We start from the raw sequence: 16449 nt of genomic DNA on the forward strand, positions 1-16449 counted from the left end.
CGTCAGGACCGACGCGTCGTGAGCACGGGCACCGTGGGGTGCTCGTGCTCACGCGCGACGTCGGGGCTCGACACGTACGGGTCCCAGCGCAACAGCTCCACCAGGTGGGGGCGCACGGCAGCGGCCGCCTCGGGCACCGTGACGTCGCGACCGAGCTCGGCCGAGAGCGTCGTGACGCCGGCATCGGCGATGCCGCACGGCACGAAACGGTCGTACCACCCGAGGTCGACGTCGGCGTTGAGGCTGAATCCGTGCATCGTGATGCCGCGAGAGACGCGGATGCCGATCGCGGCGATCTTGCGCTCCTGGCGACCAGGACCCGCGGCGAGCCAGACCCCGGAGCGGCCCTCGACCCGCCCCGCTGTGACCCCGAGGTCGCCGACCGCGCGGATCAGCGCCTCCTCGACCCGGCGGACGTAGTCGACCACCAGGACGTGCGAGGGCAGCTTGGTGATGGGGTAACCGACCAGCTGGCCAGGACCGTGGAAGGTGATCTTGCCGCCGCGGTCGACGTCGATCACGGGCGTGCCGTCCTGGGGCCGCTCGAACGGCTCGGTCCGTCGTCCCGCGGTGTACGTGGGCGGGTGCTCGAGGAAGAGCGCGGTGTCGCCGATCTCGTCGTCGGCCCGCTGCGCGAGCAGGGTGCGCTGGAGGTCCCAGGCCTCGGAGTACTCGAGGGCGTGGTCCCCGAACCAGTCGTCGCGCACCTGCAGATCGCTCACGCCACTCAGGGTACGCCCGGGCCGGCGGCGCTGTGGACGGGCGTTTGGCACGGACCGCCTCACCCACCACGCTGGCGCCATGGACCTCTGGGGGATCACCGCGGTCGGCTACCTGGTGTCGCTGCTCGGCGTCGCCGGCGGTGGCCCGGGCTGCACGGAGCTGGCCGGCCTCGACCTGCAGCGCAGCCTCGCGTGGGAGTCGGGGTCCCCGTCCGACGTCGAGTCGCTCTACGTCACTGCGGCGTCGGCGGAGCCTGACGTGGCGGCGCTGCGGCAGTGGACCGGTCGCGGGCTCGAGGTCGAGTCGGCGATGTTGGTGATCGGGTCGTGCACCGCGGACACGCGGACACCGGACCTCGTGCGGCTCACGGTCGTCGACCGGCTCGCGCCCACCCGCGCCGTGGACGGCTCCGGTGTCGCCACCTCGTTGCCCGTCGACACCTGGTCCGGCCGCCACGTCGTCCTGCAGCAGGTCGACGGCAGGTGGCGGTACGCCGAGGTCACGCCGGAGTAGGCCCAGGTGGTGGGCTTGATGGTTTCGAGGCTCACGCCGCAGGCGGCGTTCGCACCTCAACCAGCGGTCGGGCTCATCAGGACTTCAGGCCGAGCCCCAGGGTCGACTCGATGTCGGGGGCGTCGAAGCGGAACCCGGCCTGCGACAGCGCCATCGGTTCCAGGCGCAGCGATCCGAGCAGCTCGTCGGAGAGCCCTCCGAGGGCCAGCTTCAGCGCGGGCGCGGGCGCCTTGAGGAACGCCTTGGCGTCGACCGCCTCGGCGAGGGCCTTCGTGAACTGCCGGTTCGTGACCGGATCGGCGGTGGCCAGGTTGACCGGGCCGGAGACGTCGCCCTCGGCCAGGTGCACCACGGCGCGCACCCAGTCGCGGCGCGAGATGTACGACATGTACTGGTCGCCCGAGCCGAGCACGGCCCCGCCGTAGCGGCGGAACGGGATGGCCATGAGCTTGAGCGCGCCGCCGGACTCGTCGAGCACGAGCGAGGTGCGCAGGAAGCAGACGCGGGAGCCGGCGTCGACGGCCGGGCGGGCTGCGGCTTCCCACTGCTGCGAGACGGTGGCGAGGAATCCCTCGCCCGCCGTGGCGGACTCCCGGAGCACGGTGTCGCCCCGGTCGGCGCCGTAGTACGACATGCCGGACGCCGACAGCATCGCGGCCGGACGCTTCGACCGCGCGACCGCCCGCGCGAGCGTGGACGTGGCGGCGACGCGCGAGCTCAGGATCTTCTCGCGGTACGACGCGGTGCGGGGCCACCGGGAGATCGGCGCGCCGCTGAGGTTGATCACGACGTCGGCGTCGTCGATCAGCCGCTGGTCGAGATCGCCGGAGTACGGGTCCCAGCGCGACGCGTCGGCATCCTCGGCGCCGCCGCGGACGAGCCGCGTGACCGAGTGTCCCCGGTCGCGCAGCTCATCGACGAGGGGGACCCCGAGGAAGCCCGAGGCACCCCCGACGACGACCCGCAACGTGTCAGCCATGGCTCAGGACCCGAGCTCGGCCTCGAACTGGCCGCCCTGCAGGCGCTGCTTGACCGCCGTGAGGAATCGGCCGGCATCGGCGCCGTCGATGATGCGGTGGTCGTACGTCAGCGCCAGGTACGCCATGCTGCGCACCGAGATGCTGTCGTTGCCCTGCTCGTCGGTGGTGACCACGGGGCGCTTGACGACAGCACCGACACCCAGGATCGCGACCTGCGGCTGGTTGATGATCGGCGTGTCGAACAGGGCCCCGTTGCTGCCGAGGTTCGTGATCGAGAACGTGCCACCGGACAGCTCGTCGGGCTTGATCTTGTTGGTGCGGGTGCGCTCGGCGACGTCGGCGATCTTGCGGGCCAGTCCCGCGATCGACAGGTCGCCGGCATCGCGGATGGTCGGCGCGAGCAGACCACGCTCGGTGTCGACCGCGATCGAGAGGTGCTCGCCGTCGGGGTAGGTGACGGTGCCGGCCTCGATGTCGAGGGCCGCGTTGAGCTGCGGGTACGCCTTGAGCGCCTCGACGGCGGCCTTGGCGAAGAACGGCAGGAACGTGAGCTTGACGCCCTCGCGCTCACCGAATGACTCCTTGTGCTTGGAGCGCAGCCGCGCCACCTCGGTGACGTCGACCTCGTGGACCTGGGTGAGCTGGGCCGAGATCTGGAGGGACTCGACCATGCGCGAGGCGATCACCTTGCGCAGGCGCGAGACGTTCTCGGTCTTGCCGCGCAGCGCGGACGGCTCCGGTGCCGACGCGGCGGGAGCCGATGCGGCCGGGGCCTCGGAGGCGGGTGCTGTGTCCTCGGCCGGGGCCTTCTGCTTCTCGGCGGCCTCCAGCACGTCGGCCTTGCGGATGCGGCCACCGACACCGGAGCCGGTGACGGTCGACAGGTCGACCCCGTGCTCCTTGGCGAGCTTGCGGACGATCGGGGTGACGTAGCCCTCGCCCTCGTGGGAGGAGGAGGTGGACGGCGAGTCGACCGACTCGGTGGTGCCGCCCTGCGACTCGGGGTTGGCCGGTTCGGGCTCCGACGACTTCTCCTGCTCCGCGGTGTCCTCGGCCTTCGGCTCCGGCTCGGGGGCCTTCTCGGGCTCCGGCTCGGGCTCGGGGGCCTTCTCGGGCTCCGGCTCGGGCTCGGAGGCCTTGTCCTCGGCCTTCGGCTCGGCCGGCTTGGCGTCGCCGGAGCCGATGATCGCGAGCTCGGCGCCGACCTCGACGGTCTCGTCCTCGTCGACCTTGATCTCGAGGAGCGTGCCGGCGACGGGGGAGGGGATCTCGGTGTCGACCTTGTCGGTGGAGATCTCGAGCAGGGGCTCGTCGACCTCGACGGTGTCACCGACGGCCTTCAGCCACTGCGTGACCGTGCCCTCGGTGACGCTCTCACCGAGCGCGGGGAGCGAGACCGAGGGCACCTCGGTCACGCCCGTGGCGGGCTCGGCCTCGGCCTGGGGGGCCTCCGCCGGCTTGTCGTCGTCCTGGGCCTCGGGCTCGGGCTCGGGCTCGTCGGCCGTGTCGTCGGCGGGCTTCTCGACCTCGGCGTCCTCGGTCTCCTCGGGCTCGGCGGGTGCCTCGTCCTCGACCGGGGCGTCGTCGGAGCCGCTCTCGTCGGCGTCGCCGATGATCGCCAGGATCGCTCCGACCTCGACCGTGTCGTCCTCCTCGGCCTTGATCTCGAGGAGCGTGCCGGCGACGGGGGAGGGGATCTCGGTGTCGACCTTGTCGGTGGAGATCTCGAGCAGGGGCTCGTCGACCTCGACGGTGTCACCGACGGACTTGAGCCACTGGGTGACGGTTCCCTCCGTGACGCTCTCGCCGAGGGCGGGCAGGGTGACTTCGGTAGCCATGTTCGGTGTTCCTTCCGCCGGCTCAGGCGTGGGAGTGGAGGGGCTTGCCGGCCAGGGCCAGTGCGGCCTCGCCGAGGGACTCGTTCTGGGTGGGGTGCGCGTGCACGAACTGCGCGACGTCCTCGGGGTAGGCCTCCCAGTTGACGATGAGCGAGGCCTCGCCGACCTGCTCGCCGAGGCGGGTGCCGATCATGTGGACGCCCACGATGGGGCCGTCCTTCTCGCGGACGAGCTTGATGCTGCCGGCGGTCTGCAGGATCTGGGACTTGCCGTTGCCGCCGAGGTTGTACTCGACGATCTCGACGTTGTCCTCGCCGTACTTCTCCTTGGCCTGCGGCTCCGTGATGCCGACACTGGCCAGCTCGGGGTCGCAGTACGTGACGCGCGGGACCCCGGCGTCGATGACCGGAGGCGGGTTGAGGCCCGCGATCTCCTCGGCCACGAAGATGCCGTGCGCGAAGCCGCGGTGGGCCAGCTGCAGGCCGGGGACCAGGTCGCCGACGGCGAAGACGCCCTTGGCGTTGGTGGCGAGGCGCTCGTTGGTGGGCACCCAGCCGCGGTCGACCTCGACACCGGCCTCCTCGAAGCCCATGCCCTCGCTGCGTGGGCCGCGGCCCACGGCCACGAGCACGAGGTCGGTGTCGATCGTGTCGCCGTTCTCCAGCGTGACGACCGCGCCGGAGTCGTTCTGCTCGACGCTCTTGAACTTCACGCCGGTCTTGAAGGCGATCTTGCGCTTGCGGAACGCGCGCTCCAGCTGCTTGCTCAGTGACGGGTCCTCCAGCGGCACGAGCGTGGGCAGGCCCTCGATGATCGTGACGTCGGCGCCGAACGACTTCCAGACGCTCGCGAACTCCACACCGATGACCGAGCCGCCGATGATGACGACGCGATCGGGAACCTCGCTCATCTCGAGAGCCTCGTCGGAGGTGACGATGCGCCCGCCGATGTCGAGGCCGAGTGTGCGGGCGGTGGAGCCGGTCGCGAGGATCACGTTCTTGCCGGTGTACTGCTCACCGTTCACCTCGACCACGCCGCCGCCGTCAGGGTTGGTCGAGGCGAGCTTGCCCTCGCCCTCGACGACCGTGATGTTCTTGGCGGACTTGATCAGGCCCTGCAGGCCCTTGTAGAGCTTCTCGACGACGCCGGCCTTGAAGGCGTTGACGCCCTTCATGTCGATGCCGTCGAAGGAGGCGTTGACGCCGAAGGTCTCGGACTCACGGGCCGCGTCGGCGACCTCGGCGGAGTGCAGCAGCGCCTTCGTGGGGATGCAGCCGTTGTGCAGGCACGTGCCGCCGAGCTTGCCCTTCTCGACCAGGGCCACCGTCAGGTCCAGCTGGCTGGCGCGAAGTGCGGCCGCGTAGCCGCCGCTCCCGCCGCCGAGGATCACGATGTCGTAGGTGCCAGGGCCGTTCGGGGCGTCCGCCACGATGTCCTCCGTTGAAGCGTCGTCGTCGAGTGGTGATTCACTCACCTGACAGCCATCTTTGCACTCGGCGGGTGACCGCGCGCAGCGGGGCTGGAGGGGTGTCGCACCTACTCCGGAGTCACTTCTCGACCGCCCGTCCGGCACACTGTCTGCCATGGGTTGGTGGAGCAGGCGCAAGGGCTCGCGGACGGCGTCGGGTGCCGCAGTGTCGGACCGGGACGCGAGTCGCGCGGACCTCGAGCACCTGCGCGGGTTCGCCCGGTCGCGGTCCGGGGTCGAGGCGTTCGTGGAGCCGGCGACGTCGGTGACGCAGACCACGGTGGTCTTCGTGGCCGGTGACGGCGAGTGGACGCGCCGCCGCGTCGCCTCGCCGAAGGTGGCCGGCGACGTCGCGCGCAAGCTCGGCGTGCCGATCTACGACACCAACCTCGTCGGGTACCCGCAGCGCATGCGCGACTTCGACCAGCGCCAGCGTCTCAACCCGACCGCCCGTGGCACGGTCAACGCCACGCCCGCGCCGTCGCAGACTCCCCAGGAGCAGGCGGCCATGATGACGCTCGAGGTCCTGGCCGGGGTCGACCCGTTGCCGGACGACCCGACCCGCGACGAGCTCGTGCACCTCTGGCGCCAGGCGCGTGCCAAGGCGCACCCGGACCGTCGTGAGGGCAAGCGCGACGCATGGGACAAGGTCGAGAGCGCCGCGCGGGTCCTGGGGCTGGACAACTAGGGCGCGGTACTTCCGACCGTCTTTCCGCCCAGCGTGGTTTCGGACAAGCGGCCACGGACCAGGCGAGCGGGGTCGCGAGCGCCGGCAGGTGGCCGCCGCCGGACCGACGATGATGCATCGCGGTAGCTGGGGCCACCCAGATGCATCGGTGTCCGTTCCCGGGAGACCAGCGATGATGCACGGCGGTCGCTCGGACAGCCGGGATGCATCATCGTGCGTCCCGGCCCCCGCGTTGGTCCGTGGCCGCTTGTCCTCGACGACGGCGGGCCCCAGGACGAGATCCGAGCCGCGGGAGCGGCCGGAGACCTACGCCGTCAGGTCGCGCGCGAGCTGCACCAGGGTGCGGACCGCGACGCCGGTGCCGCCGTTGGGGATCTCGCCGTAGGGCGCGCCGTCGTTGAACGACGGCCCCGCGATGTCGAGATGGGCCCACGGGACGTCCCCGACGAACTCGCGCAGGAAGGCCGCGGCGAACAGGGTGCCGCCGTAGGGCTTCGGGTTGTGCTGGCGCAGGTCGGCGATCTTGGAGGTCTTGACCGCCGCGGTGATCTCGGTCGGGATCGGCAGTGGCCACATCGGCTCACCCGCCGTGCCGGAGGCAGAGGCCAGGCGGTCGATCGTGGCGTCGTCGCTGCCGAGGATGCCGCTGGTGCGCTCGCCGAGGGCCACGACGCAGGCGCCGGTCAGCGTCGCGACGTCGACGATGAGGTCGGGCGTGGTCTCGGTGGCCAGGGCGAGACCGTCGCCGAGGACCAGGCGGCCCTCCGCGTCGGTGTTGAGCACCTCGACGGTGGACCCGTTGCGCATCGTCAGCACGTCGCCGGGTCGCGTCGCGGTGCCGCTGGGCATGTTCTCGGCCAGGCAGGCGTAGGCCGTGACCTTGATCGGCAGGCCGAGCTTCGCGATCGCGAGCGTCGCGGTGACGACCGCGGCAGCACCGGCCATGTCGATCTTCATCGTCGCCATGCCGGGCCCGGTCTTGATCGAGAGTCCGCCGGAGTCGAACGTGATGCCCTTGCCGACGAGCGCGAGGTGCTGCTTCGCGCCCCGGGGGGCGTAGGACAGCGTGACGAGGCGCGGCGGGGTCTCGGAGCCGCGGCCCACGGCCAGGATGCCGCCGCACCGCTCCTTGGCGAGACGCTTCTCGTCCCACACCTCGACCTTCACCGCGGACCCGGTGACGTCGGCGGTGAGCGCGCTGATGGCGTCGGCGAACGTCGGCGGACGCAGGTCGCCGGGCGGCGTGTTGACCCAGTCGCGGGCCTGCGCCACGGCATCGGTCACGGCCTCGGCCTCCTCGACCGCGCGGCCGGCGGCCGACTGCCGGGCGAACGAGCTCAGCACGACGTGCTCGGCCGGTCCGCTCGCGTCCTCCGACGACGAGGTCTGGTAGGCCGTGAAGCGGTAGCGACCGAGCCGGACGCCCTCGGCGATCGCGACGGTGTCCTCGATGCTGGCCGGGTGAAGCGCCACGGCGACCGAGCCCTTCGGTGCACGCCGCACGCCGCGCGCCGCGGCGGCTCGCAGGTCGCTCGCGGTCGGCTCCGCGGGGAGCGCGACGGCCACGACGACTCCGGCCGAGGCGCGATCACCCGCCGGGAAGACGACGATCTCGTCGTCCTTGCCCGAGAAGCCCAGCAGGTCGAGGGCGTCGGCGACGCCCTCGCGTTCCTGATCGCCACGGATTCCCAGGACCAGGACGTCGGCCTTGGCGGTGAGCGGCTGGGCCGTGCTCAGGGACACGGTGGGGAGGTCGGTGCGGACGGTGCTGTTTCCGGTCGGGGCAGCCATGACCTCAACCTAGCGTGGGCCGCTAGGTTGGCCGCCATGGATCTGCTCCACTCGCCCCTGCACGATCGTCACGTCGCCCTCGGCGCGAAGTTCGCCGAGTTCGGCGGCTGGGAGATGCCCCTGGAGTACTCCGGCGTCGTCAGCGAGCACACGGCCGTGCGCGAGGCCGTGGGCGTGTTCGACGTCAGCCACCTGGGCAAGGCCGTGGTGCGCGGCACCGGGGCCGCCGAGTTCGTCAACCGCTGCCTGACGGCCGACCTCGACCGGATCGCGCCCGGCAAGGCGCAGTACTCGCTCTGCTGCGACGACGACGGCGGCACGATCGACGACCTCATCGTGTACCTGCGCAGCTCGTTCGAGGTCTTCCTGATCCCCAACGCCGCCAACACCGCGGCGGTCGTCGCCCGGCTCCAGGCCGCCGCGCCGGCAGGCATCGAGGTCGTCGACCAGCACCGCGAGCTCGCGGTCATCGCCGTCCAGGGCCCGCGGAGCGACGAGGTGCTCGCGGCGCTCGGCCTCCCGAGCGACCACACGTACATGTCGTTCGAGCCCGGCGCGGTCGACGGCCACGAGTTCACGGTGTGCCGCACGGGCTACACGGGGGAGCGGGGCTACGAGCTCGTCGTCCCCGTGGCCGGTGCCGTCGCGGTGTGGGACGCGGTCCTCGCCGCGGGCGAGCCGCACGGCATCGCGCCCGCCGGCCTCGGCGCCCGCGACACGCTCCGCACCGAGATGGGCTACCCGCTGCACGGGCACGAGCTCTCGACCGAGATCAGCCCGGTCATGGCCCGCACCGGCTGGGCCGTGGGCTGGAACAAGCCCGAGTTCTGGGGCAAGGCCGCCCTGGAACAGCAGCGCAGCGAGAAGACCGTCCGCACCCTGCGGGCCCTCCGCGCCGACGGCCGCGGCATCCCCCGACCGGGCATGGTCGTGCGCGACGTCGACGGCTCGGCGATCGGCGAGATCACCTCCGGCACGTTCTCGCCGACGCTGCGCCAGGGAATCGGCCTGGCCCTGCTCGACCCCGGTGTGCCGGAAGGCGCCCAGGTCACGGTCGACGTGCGCAAGCGTTCCGAGGCGTTCACGGTGGTCAAGCCCCCGTTCGTCAGCCCCTCGACCAGCAGCTGAACCCCCACCACCCCACCGACATCGGGAGATCGACATGACCTGGACCTGGAAGTACGAGGACGCCGACGGCACCGAGGTCGGCACCTCGGCCCCCTTCGAGGCCCGCGGCGACGCGGAGTCGTGGATCGGCGAGGCGTTCGGCGAGCTCGCCGACGACGGCGTCGCCCAGGTGCGGCTGTTCGAGGGCGAGAAGGAGATCTACGGCCCGATGTCGCTCAGCCCCGAGTGATCGGCCGCCGCAGAGCCGCGGGATGCGGGCGGAGCCCCGCCCCTTGAGGTGCGACGAGGAACGAGGAGCCTCGAAAGGGGTACCTCAGCCCGCCGCGTGACGGTGGTTTCGAGGCTCGCGCGCTGGCGCGCACTCGCACCTCAACCAGCGGGTGGGGCGAGCTGGTCAGCCAGCGGGAGCCGTCAGTAGCGTGACTTGAAGGGCTCGCCGCGCTTGATCGCGGGCTTCGGCAGGCGCAGGCGACGGATCTGGCTGCTGCGAAGCACCGCGTAGGACGTCGTGCCCTTGAACGAGGCGACGTCGGGGAACTGCTCGCGCATGCCCTTCTTGAGGCTGCGGACGAGCAGCACCTCGTCGAACAGGGTGGCGACGATCGTGAACGACCAGAGCAGGCTCACGATCGTGGCCGTGGCACGCGCGTTGAGGAACTGCGGGCCGAAGATGTTGAACAGCAGCATGAACACCAGGGTCGGGAGCAGGAACTCCGCGATGTTGTGACGACGGTCGACGTGGTCGCGCACGTACGCCTTGACCGGACCCTGGTCGCGCGGGGGGAGGTAGTCGCCCCGGCCCGAGTTGAGCGCCTCGCGCTGCTTGGTGCGGATCTCCTGGCGTCGCCGACGGTCCTGCTCGGCGCGCTGCTTGCGCGTCAGGGCGGGGCGGCGCTCCTGGCGACGGGCGGCCTCGGCCTCCTTGCGGCTCGGCGTGGGCCGGTTCTTGCGCTCGGGCGGGGGCGTCTGCTCGTCGGTCACGGCGTCACCCTATCGAGCGGGCCCCATGGGCCGGTCGAGGCGTCACGCGGGAACTTCCGCGGGCCCCGTACGCTGCTGGCATGGGGCTGTGGGACCGGATGCGCGGTATCGCCCGCTCACGTCGCGACACCGGCGACGCGGGCTGGAGCGAGCGCATGGACACGACCGTCCGTGACCAGCAGGCCACGCTCGCGCAGCTGCGTCGGGCCCTGGCCGACCTCTCCACCAACCGTCGCCGCGTCGAGTTCCAGCTGAAGAAGCTCCAGCAGCAGGCCGCCCAGCTCGACGCCACCGCCCAAGAGCGCGTCACCGCGGGCGACGACGAGGGCGCGCGATCGGCCCTGACCCGCAAGGTCACGACCGACCGGGCGATCGCCGACCTCACCGACCGCCACGCCACGTTGCTGGCCGACGAACGTCGCCTCACCGGCACCGCCGACGAGGTCCAGACCCAGATCGAGGACTTCCGCATCCGCAAGGACACCCTCGTGGCCCGCGAGTCCGCCGCCACGGCGAAGACCGAGATGCACCGCATCAATCGCGACCACGGGGCGATCGCCGGCGACCTCGACGACGTCGAGCGCCACACGCGCGAGGCCGAGGCCACGGCGGCGGCGTACGACGAGCTCGCCGATCCCACCGACGCCGCGAGCTGGGACCGTGCCTTCGAGGGCGGGTCCGTGGAGGCCGGCGCCCCACCGCAGACGCTCGAGGAAGGTGGCACCCGTGGCCCGAAGTCGCTTCCGGAGTGATCGGGGCCTGACCCTGCGGATGGGCGGCGTCAGCTTCGCGCTGGGTCTGCTCTACGTCGCGTTCGGCGCCGTGCTGATCTCGGTGTTCTTCAACGGCGGCGGCGTCGGCGGCGGAGTCATCGCGCTCGCCATCGTGCTCGGCATGGCCTGGAGCCAGTGGTACTTCTCCGACACGCTCGCGCTGAAGTCGATGCGCGCCAAGGTCGTCGAGCCGCACCAGGCACCCGAGCTGCACGCCATGATCGACCGACTCTGCGCCCTGGCCGACATGCCGAAGCCGCGCGTCGCCGTCGCCGAGACCGACATCCCCAACGCGTTCGCCACGGGCCGCACCCCGAGCCACTCGGCGGTCTGCGTCACGACCGGGATCCTGCAGCGCCTCACGGCCGAGGAGCTCGAGGGCGTCCTGGCCCACGAGCTCGCCCACGTCGCCAACCGCGACGTCACCGTCATGACCGTGGCGTCGACCCTCGGCCTGCTGGCCGGTTTCATCACCCGGTGGGGCATGTACCTCGGGATGGGGCGGTCGCGCGACCGCAACGGCGCGGTCGGCTTCCTCATCGTCTTCCTGGTCAGCATCGTGGTCTACGCGATCAGCTTCGTGCTGACCCGCTCGCTCTCGCGCTACCGCGAGCTCAGCGCCGACCGCTCGGGCGCCTACATCACGGGCAAGCCGTCGCAGCTCGCCTCGGCCCTCAGCAAGATCTCCGGCGACATGGCCCGCATCCCGTCCAAGGACCTGCGCGACACCGGGGCCGTCAGCGCCTTCTTCTTCGCGCCGGCGCTCAACCGCGACTCGGTCTCCGCGATGTTCTCGACGCACCCGCCGCTGGAGAAGCGCATCGCCCAGCTGCAGCAGATCTCCCGAGAGCTGGGGGAGCACTGATGGGCTTCCTCGACTCCCTGCTCGGCCGCAGCAAGCCGCCGCAGGCCGATCTCGACATCCTGTTCCAGGTGCCGCAGGCCGTCATCTCGCTCGAGACCCAGGGATTCACGTTCACCGGCACCGGCGGCGTGTGCTTCCGCGACGTCGAGGGCAATGCCGACAACGTGTCGATCGACGAGGCCGAGCAGCTGGTGCGACTCGACGGCAGCGCCACGGTCGAGCGTTCCGACGACGCGTTCGGGTTCCACTGGATCACCGTGACCCGTCCAGGCGACGCCCCGGGCCTGTGCACCGACCTCCACGCGGTCAACTCCGGTCTCGACCAGGCCGGGTTCGGCAGCTCGCTGCTGTGCTCGACGGTCGTCTTCACGACACCGGCCGGAGGGCGCCTGGGTCTGGTCTACCTGTTCAAGCGCGGCACGTTCTACCCGTTCGCGCCGAGCGGCGCCCAGCAGCGCGACAACGCCCTCGAGCTCCAGGTGCGCGGCATCGTCGGCCACGACGTCCCGGTCGAGGCCGACCTGACCCGCTGGCTCGCCCTGTGGGGCGCCCCGCACCTGGCGTGAGCCCCCTGTCGTGGGTCCGGGCCTCCTTGTAGGTTGAGTGACGTGAGCCTCACGTCCCTGACGACCGACGAGCTGTCCGCCTTCAAGACCGACCAGGAGACCGCCTACGCGGCCCTGGGGTCGGCCGGGCTCAAGCTCGACATCACGCGCGGCAAGCCCTCGCCCGAGCAGCTCGACCTCGCGTCGGACCTGCTGACACTGCCGGGCGCCGACTACCGCGCCGCCGACGGCACCGACACCCGCAACTACGGCGGACTCCAGGGGCTGGCGGAGCTGCGCGGCATCTTCGCGGAGCTCCTCGGCCTGCCGGTCGAGCAGCTGCTGGCGGCCGACAACGCCAGCCTGTCGCTCATGCACGACACGCTGACGTTCGCGCTGCTGCACGGCACGCCGGAGTCGCCCACGCCGTGGGTCGGCCAGGACATCGCGTTCCTGTGCCCGTCGCCGGGGTACGACCGCCACTTCGCGCTGGCCGAGCACCTCGGCTTCCGCCTGATCCCCATCGACCTCCACGAGGACGGCCCCGACGTCGAGCAGGTGCGCCAGCACGCCGCCGACCCGGCGGTCAAGGGCATCTGGATCGTGCCCACGTACGCCAACCCGTCCGGCGCCGTCGTCAGCGAGGCGGTCGCCGCCGAGCTGGCCTCCATCGAGACCGGCGCCCCCGACTTCCGCATCTACTGGGACAACGCGTACGCGGTGCACCACCTCACCGATGAGCGCGTCAAGACGCCCGACATCGTCGGTCTGTCCTCGGCCGCGGGCCACCCGAACCGGCCGCTCGTGTTCGCCTCGACCTCCAAGATCACCTTCGCCGGATCCGGAGTCTCGTTCCTCGGCGGATCGCCGGAGAACATCGCCTGGTACCTGAAGCACGTCGCGGTCCGCACGATCGGGCCCGACAAGGTCAACCAGCTCCGGCACGCGCGCCTGCTGCGCGACGCCGACGGCGTGCTGGCGCTGATGGACCAGCACCGGCAGATCCTCGCGCCGAAGTTCGCGATCGTGGAGCGGGTGCTCACCGAGCGTCTCGCCGCTCACGACGTCGCCACCTGGACGCAGCCCCGCGGCGGCTACTTCGTGAGCCTCGACGTGACCGACGGCACCGCCAACCGCGTCGTCCAGCTCGCGAAGGACATCGGACTGGCCCTGACGCCGGCCGGCTCCTCGTTCCCCTACAAGTCCGACCCCCGCGACCGCAACATCCGCATCGCGCCGTCGTTCCCGTCGCTCACCGATCTCGAGGCCGCGATGGAGGCGCTCGCGACGTGCGTGCTGCTCGCCGCCGCCGAGAAGACCCTGACCGCGTGACGCGGTCGGCCTGACGTGATCGTCCCCGGGTGAGGGTCCTCGTCGCGCCCGACAAGTTCGCGGGAACCCTGAGCGCCGCCGAGGCCGCGGCGGCGATCGCCGAGGGCTGGAACCGGCACGCGCCGGCCGACGTCGTCACGTGCCTGCCCGTCGCCGACGGCGGCCCCGGCTTCTCCGGCGTCCTGGCAGAGGCCCTCGGGGGCCGCGTCGAGGCCGTGACGGTACGAGGTCCGCTCGGGACGCCGGTCACGGTGGATCTCGTGGTGACCGAGTCCGACCAGGGTGTGGTCACGGTGCACGTCGAGTCGGCCCAGGCCTGCGGCCACGACCTCGAGCCCGAGGTGGCGCCCCTGCGCGCCTGCAGCGCCGGTGTGGGCGAGGCGCTGGGCGCCGCGATCGACCTGGGGGCCGACCGCGTGGTGCTCGGGCTGGGGGGCTCCGTCACGACCGACGCAGGTGCCGGGTTCCTGGCCGCGCTCGGTGCCACCGCCGACGTCGACCTGACCGGCGGGCCGGAGGCGCTCGACGGGGTCACACGGGTCGACCTCACCGCGGTGCGCGAGCGCGTGGCCGGAGTCGAGCTCGTCGCGGCGATCGACGTCCGGGCGCCGCTCCTCGGCATGTTCGGGGCGGCCCGGACCTTCGGTCCGCAGAAGGGCATGGACGACGAGCAGATCTGGCGGGTCGACCGCCTGCTCGACGGCTTCGTCGACGCCGTCTGCGGCTCCGCTCCCTCCCAACGCCGGACGGCCGAGGTCGAGGGCGCCGGAGCGGCGGGCGGCCTCGGGTTCGCACTCGCCGTCCTGGGCGCCGTGCTGGTACCCGGCACGCAGGTCGTGTTGGACGCGATCGGCATCGACGCCCACGTCGCCGCCGCCGACCTCGTCGTGACGGGGGAGGGGGCCTACGACATCACGTCGCGGTCGGGCAAGACCGTCTTCGGGGTCGCGGAGGCTGCCGCCCGTCAGGCGCGGCCGTGCATCGTGCTGGCGGGCCGCGTAGACGTGGGAGCCCGCGAGATGCGAGCCATGGGTGTCGAGTCCGCCTATGCGGTCGTCGACGTCGTGGGGGAGGCGGCGGCGGTCAGCGACGCGGCCACCCACCTGGCGTCGCTCGCCGAGCGGGTCGCCCGCACGTGGTCGCCCGCGTCCTGAGGTTCGGCGCGTACGATGGACGGGAGCGGGAACAGAATCGTGCGAGGCGCGGTTGACCCGATCAACACCTCGAACCCGACCGCAGGAGATGACATGACTGTCGAGAGCAGCACCGACGTCGAGATCCAGTCCAGCCCGCCGGCCGACGGCATCACGCTCTCGTCGGTCGCGGCCGCCAAGGTCAAGAGCCTCCTCGAGCAGGAGGGTCGCGACGACCTCGCCCTGCGCATCGCGGTCCAGCCCGGCGGTTGCTCGGGCCTGCGCTACCAGCTCTTCTTCGACGAGCGCACGCTCGACGGCGACGAGATCCGCGACTTCGACGGCGTCAACGTCGTCGTCGACCGCATGAGCCTGCCGTACCTGCACGGTGCCACGATCGACTTCGTGGACACCATCGAGAAGCAGGGCTTCACGATCGACAACCCCATGGCCACGGGCTCGTGCGCCTGCGGCGACTCCTTCCACTAGTCACACCAGCTGCTCCGCAGCACAGGCTCCCCGCACCACCCACCGGTGGTGCGGGGAGCCTTCTGCGTGGCGGGGTCCTGACATCCGCGGGTGGTGGCCTCACCGACATGCTCCGGGTACCGGTCTGCAGCGCCGGCAAGACCGTCTAGGCTCGCCCCATGCATCTCGCCATCGCCGGTTCGATCGCCGCCGACCACCTGCAGACCTTCGCCGGACGCTTCTCGGACTCCCTGGTCCCTGACCAGCTCGACAAGCTGTCCGTCTCGTTCCTGGTGCAGGACCTCGACATCCGCCGCGGTGGCTGCGCCGGCAACATCAGCTTCGCCCTGGCGAACCTGGGCCAGCGCCCGACGCTCGTGGCCGCGGTGGGTCGCGACTTCGCCGAGCAGGGCTACCAGGCCTGGCTCGAGAAGGCCGGCGTCGACTGCTCGCGCATCCACGTCTCGCCGTCGCTGCACACCGCGCTGTGCACCATCACGACCGACGAGGCGCACGCCCAGATCGTGACGTTCTACCCCGGCGCCATGGCCGAGGCCGGCACGATCGACGTCGCCGCGCTCCACGCGGAGGCTCCCGTCGACCTGCTGCTCATCGGACCCGACGACCCGGGTGCGATGCTGCGCCACACGCAGGCAGCCCGGGAGATCGGCCTGCCCTTCGCCGCCGACCCGTCGCAGCAGCTCGCGTGGGCCGACGGTGACCTCATCCGCCAGCTCATCGAGGGCGCCGCGTACCTGTTCACCAACGACTACGAGGCCGCCCTCGTCGAGCAGAAGACCGGATGGTCCGCCGACGAGGTCAAGGCCGCCGTGGGCGTGCAGGTCATCACGCGAGGCAAGGACGGCGTCACCGTGATCGACGCCGACGGCACCCGCCTCGAGGTCTCCGCGATCCCGGACGTCGTGGCCGTCGACCCCACGGGTGTCGGCGACAGCTTCCGCGGCGGATTCCTCGCCGGCCTCGCCGCCGGCCTCGACCTCGAGACGTGTGCGCAGATCGGCAGCACCATCGCCGCCAGCGTCGTCGAGACCACCGGCACGCAGGAGTACACGCTCGACGGGGAGGCCTTCCTGGCCCGCCTGGCAGGCGCGTACGGTGATGCTGCGGCCGAGCGTGTCGGTGGCGCCCTGATGATCTCCGACAACCTGTCGTAGATAGGATGTACTTATCTGCTGACGGCGGGCGCGCTGGAGTACTGTGCA

General features: G+C 71.6%; 17 protein-coding genes. 11 read left to right on the top strand and 6 right to left on the bottom strand.

Features of this window, described 5'->3' with window-relative positions:
- Positions 1 to 2 precede the first annotated feature (2 nt).
- A complete protein-coding gene (lipB, locus tag V6S66_RS05840) occupies positions 3 to 722 on the bottom strand; it encodes a lipoyl(octanoyl) transferase LipB (RefSeq protein WP_334205806.1) in 720 nt (239 codons plus the stop codon).
- A gap of 79 nt (positions 723 to 801) precedes the next feature.
- Between lipB and V6S66_RS05845 the strand changes: the two genes are divergently transcribed.
- On the top strand, positions 802 to 1236 hold the full coding sequence (locus V6S66_RS05845; RefSeq protein WP_334205807.1) for a hypothetical protein: 435 nt from the start codon (positions 802 to 804) through the stop codon (positions 1234 to 1236).
- A gap of 76 nt (positions 1237 to 1312) precedes the next feature.
- Here V6S66_RS05845 and V6S66_RS05850 read toward each other — a convergent pair whose 3' ends face one another.
- Genes V6S66_RS05850 through lpdA form a run of 3 tightly spaced genes read right to left on the bottom strand, consistent with a single transcriptional unit; the run spans position 1313 to position 5528 of the window.
- Complete coding sequence (locus tag V6S66_RS05850) at positions 1313 to 2215, bottom strand: TIGR01777 family oxidoreductase (protein WP_334205808.1); 903 nt, start codon at positions 2213 to 2215, stop codon at positions 1313 to 1315.
- A gap of 3 nt (positions 2216 to 2218) precedes the next feature.
- Positions 2219 to 4054, bottom strand: coding sequence for a 2-oxoglutarate dehydrogenase, E2 component, dihydrolipoamide succinyltransferase (gene sucB, locus V6S66_RS05855; protein WP_334205809.1), 1836 nt, complete (start codon positions 4052 to 4054; stop codon positions 2219 to 2221).
- 22 nt (positions 4055 to 4076) lie between these two features.
- Positions 4077 to 5528 carry a dihydrolipoyl dehydrogenase gene (gene lpdA, locus V6S66_RS05860; protein WP_442885894.1) on the bottom strand — a complete coding sequence of 484 codons (1452 nt, stop codon included), beginning with the start codon at positions 5526 to 5528 and terminating at the stop codon, positions 4077 to 4079.
- Positions 5529 to 5637: 109 nt separating this feature from the next.
- Here lpdA and V6S66_RS05865 point away from each other — a divergent pair, with 109 nt between their 5' ends.
- The gene (locus V6S66_RS05865) at positions 5638 to 6210 is read left to right on the top strand and encodes a hypothetical protein (protein ID WP_334205810.1); all 573 of its coding nucleotides are present in this window, start codon (positions 5638 to 5640) and stop codon (positions 6208 to 6210) included.
- 306 nt (positions 6211 to 6516) lie between these two features.
- Here the strand turns inward: V6S66_RS05865 and V6S66_RS05870 are convergent, their stop codons facing one another.
- A complete protein-coding gene (locus V6S66_RS05870) occupies positions 6517 to 8001 on the bottom strand; it encodes a leucyl aminopeptidase (RefSeq protein ID WP_334205811.1) in 1485 nt (494 codons plus the stop codon).
- Between the two features lie 36 nt (positions 8002 to 8037).
- Between V6S66_RS05870 and gcvT the strand changes: the two genes are divergently transcribed.
- Positions 8038 to 9129 (top strand): glycine cleavage system aminomethyltransferase GcvT, encoded by a 1092-nt coding sequence (gcvT, locus tag V6S66_RS05875; RefSeq protein ID WP_334205812.1) that lies wholly within the window; start codon positions 8038 to 8040, stop codon positions 9127 to 9129.
- 34 nt (positions 9130 to 9163) lie between these two features.
- A complete protein-coding gene (locus tag V6S66_RS05880) occupies positions 9164 to 9358 on the top strand; it encodes a hypothetical protein (protein ID WP_334205813.1) in 195 nt (64 codons plus the stop codon).
- 182 nt (positions 9359 to 9540) lie between these two features.
- On the opposite strand, the gene V6S66_RS05885 is transcribed toward V6S66_RS05880, so the two are convergent.
- Entirely contained in the window at positions 9541 to 10110 is a 570-nt protein-coding gene (locus V6S66_RS05885) for a DUF3043 domain-containing protein (RefSeq protein ID WP_334205814.1), read from the bottom strand.
- A gap of 80 nt (positions 10111 to 10190) precedes the next feature.
- Between V6S66_RS05885 and V6S66_RS05890 the strand changes: the two genes are divergently transcribed.
- The 7 genes from V6S66_RS05890 (at position 10191) to V6S66_RS05920 (ending at position 16401) form a co-directional block, all read left to right on the top strand.
- Positions 10191 to 10862: a PspA/IM30 family protein gene (locus V6S66_RS05890; protein WP_334205815.1), complete on the top strand. Its 672-nt coding sequence runs from the start codon at positions 10191 to 10193 to the stop codon at positions 10860 to 10862.
- The gene (gene htpX / locus V6S66_RS05895) at positions 10837 to 11748 is read left to right on the top strand and encodes a zinc metalloprotease HtpX (RefSeq protein WP_334205816.1); all 912 of its coding nucleotides are present in this window, start codon (positions 10837 to 10839) and stop codon (positions 11746 to 11748) included. Before V6S66_RS05890 ends, htpX begins: the two co-directional genes overlap by 26 nt.
- On the top strand, positions 11748 to 12314 hold the full coding sequence (gene pspAB, locus V6S66_RS05900) for a PspA-associated protein PspAB (RefSeq protein WP_334205817.1): 567 nt from the start codon (positions 11748 to 11750) through the stop codon (positions 12312 to 12314). Before htpX ends, pspAB begins: the two co-directional genes overlap by 1 nt.
- A 42-nt stretch (positions 12315 to 12356) precedes the next feature.
- Positions 12357 to 13625 carry an aminotransferase class I/II-fold pyridoxal phosphate-dependent enzyme gene (locus V6S66_RS05905; RefSeq protein ID WP_334205818.1) on the top strand — a complete coding sequence of 423 codons (1269 nt, stop codon included), beginning with the start codon at positions 12357 to 12359 and terminating at the stop codon, positions 13623 to 13625.
- 29 nt (positions 13626 to 13654) lie between these two features.
- Entirely contained in the window at positions 13655 to 14779 is a 1125-nt protein-coding gene (locus tag V6S66_RS05910; protein WP_334205819.1) for a glycerate kinase family protein, read from the top strand.
- A gap of 93 nt (positions 14780 to 14872) precedes the next feature.
- Positions 14873 to 15247 carry a HesB/IscA family protein gene (locus V6S66_RS05915; protein WP_290580311.1) on the top strand — a complete coding sequence of 125 codons (375 nt, stop codon included), beginning with the start codon at positions 14873 to 14875 and terminating at the stop codon, positions 15245 to 15247.
- Positions 15248 to 15405: 158 nt separating this feature from the next.
- A complete protein-coding gene (locus tag V6S66_RS05920) occupies positions 15406 to 16401 on the top strand; it encodes a carbohydrate kinase family protein (RefSeq protein WP_334205820.1) in 996 nt (331 codons plus the stop codon).
- Positions 16402 to 16449 lie beyond the last annotated feature (48 nt).

Origin of the sequence: Aeromicrobium sp. Sec7.5 (assembly GCF_036867135.1) — a bacterium.
GTDB lineage: Bacteria > Actinomycetota > Actinomycetes > Propionibacteriales > Nocardioidaceae > Aeromicrobium.

What these genes read in the sequence shown, in the direction of transcription:
- gcvT (WP_334205812.1), top strand. Translation starts at nt 8,038, where the DNA reads ATGGATCTGCTCCACTCGCCCCTGCACGATCGTCACGTCGCCCTCGGC.
- V6S66_RS05850 (WP_334205808.1), bottom strand. Translation starts at nt 2,215, where the DNA reads ATGGCTGACACGTTGCGGGTCGTCGTCGGGGGTGCCTCGGGCTTCCTC.
- V6S66_RS05915 (WP_290580311.1), top strand. Translation starts at nt 14,873, where the DNA reads ATGACTGTCGAGAGCAGCACCGACGTCGAGATCCAGTCCAGCCCGCCG.
- V6S66_RS05845 (WP_334205807.1), top strand. Translation starts at nt 802, where the DNA reads ATGGACCTCTGGGGGATCACCGCGGTCGGCTACCTGGTGTCGCTGCTC.
- V6S66_RS05890 (WP_334205815.1), top strand. Translation starts at nt 10,191, where the DNA reads ATGGGGCTGTGGGACCGGATGCGCGGTATCGCCCGCTCACGTCGCGAC.
- pspAB (WP_334205817.1), top strand. Translation starts at nt 11,748, where the DNA reads ATGGGCTTCCTCGACTCCCTGCTCGGCCGCAGCAAGCCGCCGCAGGCC.
- V6S66_RS05920 (WP_334205820.1), top strand. Translation starts at nt 15,406, where the DNA reads ATGCATCTCGCCATCGCCGGTTCGATCGCCGCCGACCACCTGCAGACC.
- V6S66_RS05870 (WP_334205811.1), bottom strand. Translation starts at nt 8,001, where the DNA reads ATGGCTGCCCCGACCGGAAACAGCACCGTCCGCACCGACCTCCCCACC.
- sucB (WP_334205809.1), bottom strand. Translation starts at nt 4,054, where the DNA reads ATGGCTACCGAAGTCACCCTGCCCGCCCTCGGCGAGAGCGTCACGGAG.
- V6S66_RS05865 (WP_334205810.1), top strand. Translation starts at nt 5,638, where the DNA reads ATGGGTTGGTGGAGCAGGCGCAAGGGCTCGCGGACGGCGTCGGGTGCC.
- V6S66_RS05880 (WP_334205813.1), top strand. Translation starts at nt 9,164, where the DNA reads ATGACCTGGACCTGGAAGTACGAGGACGCCGACGGCACCGAGGTCGGC.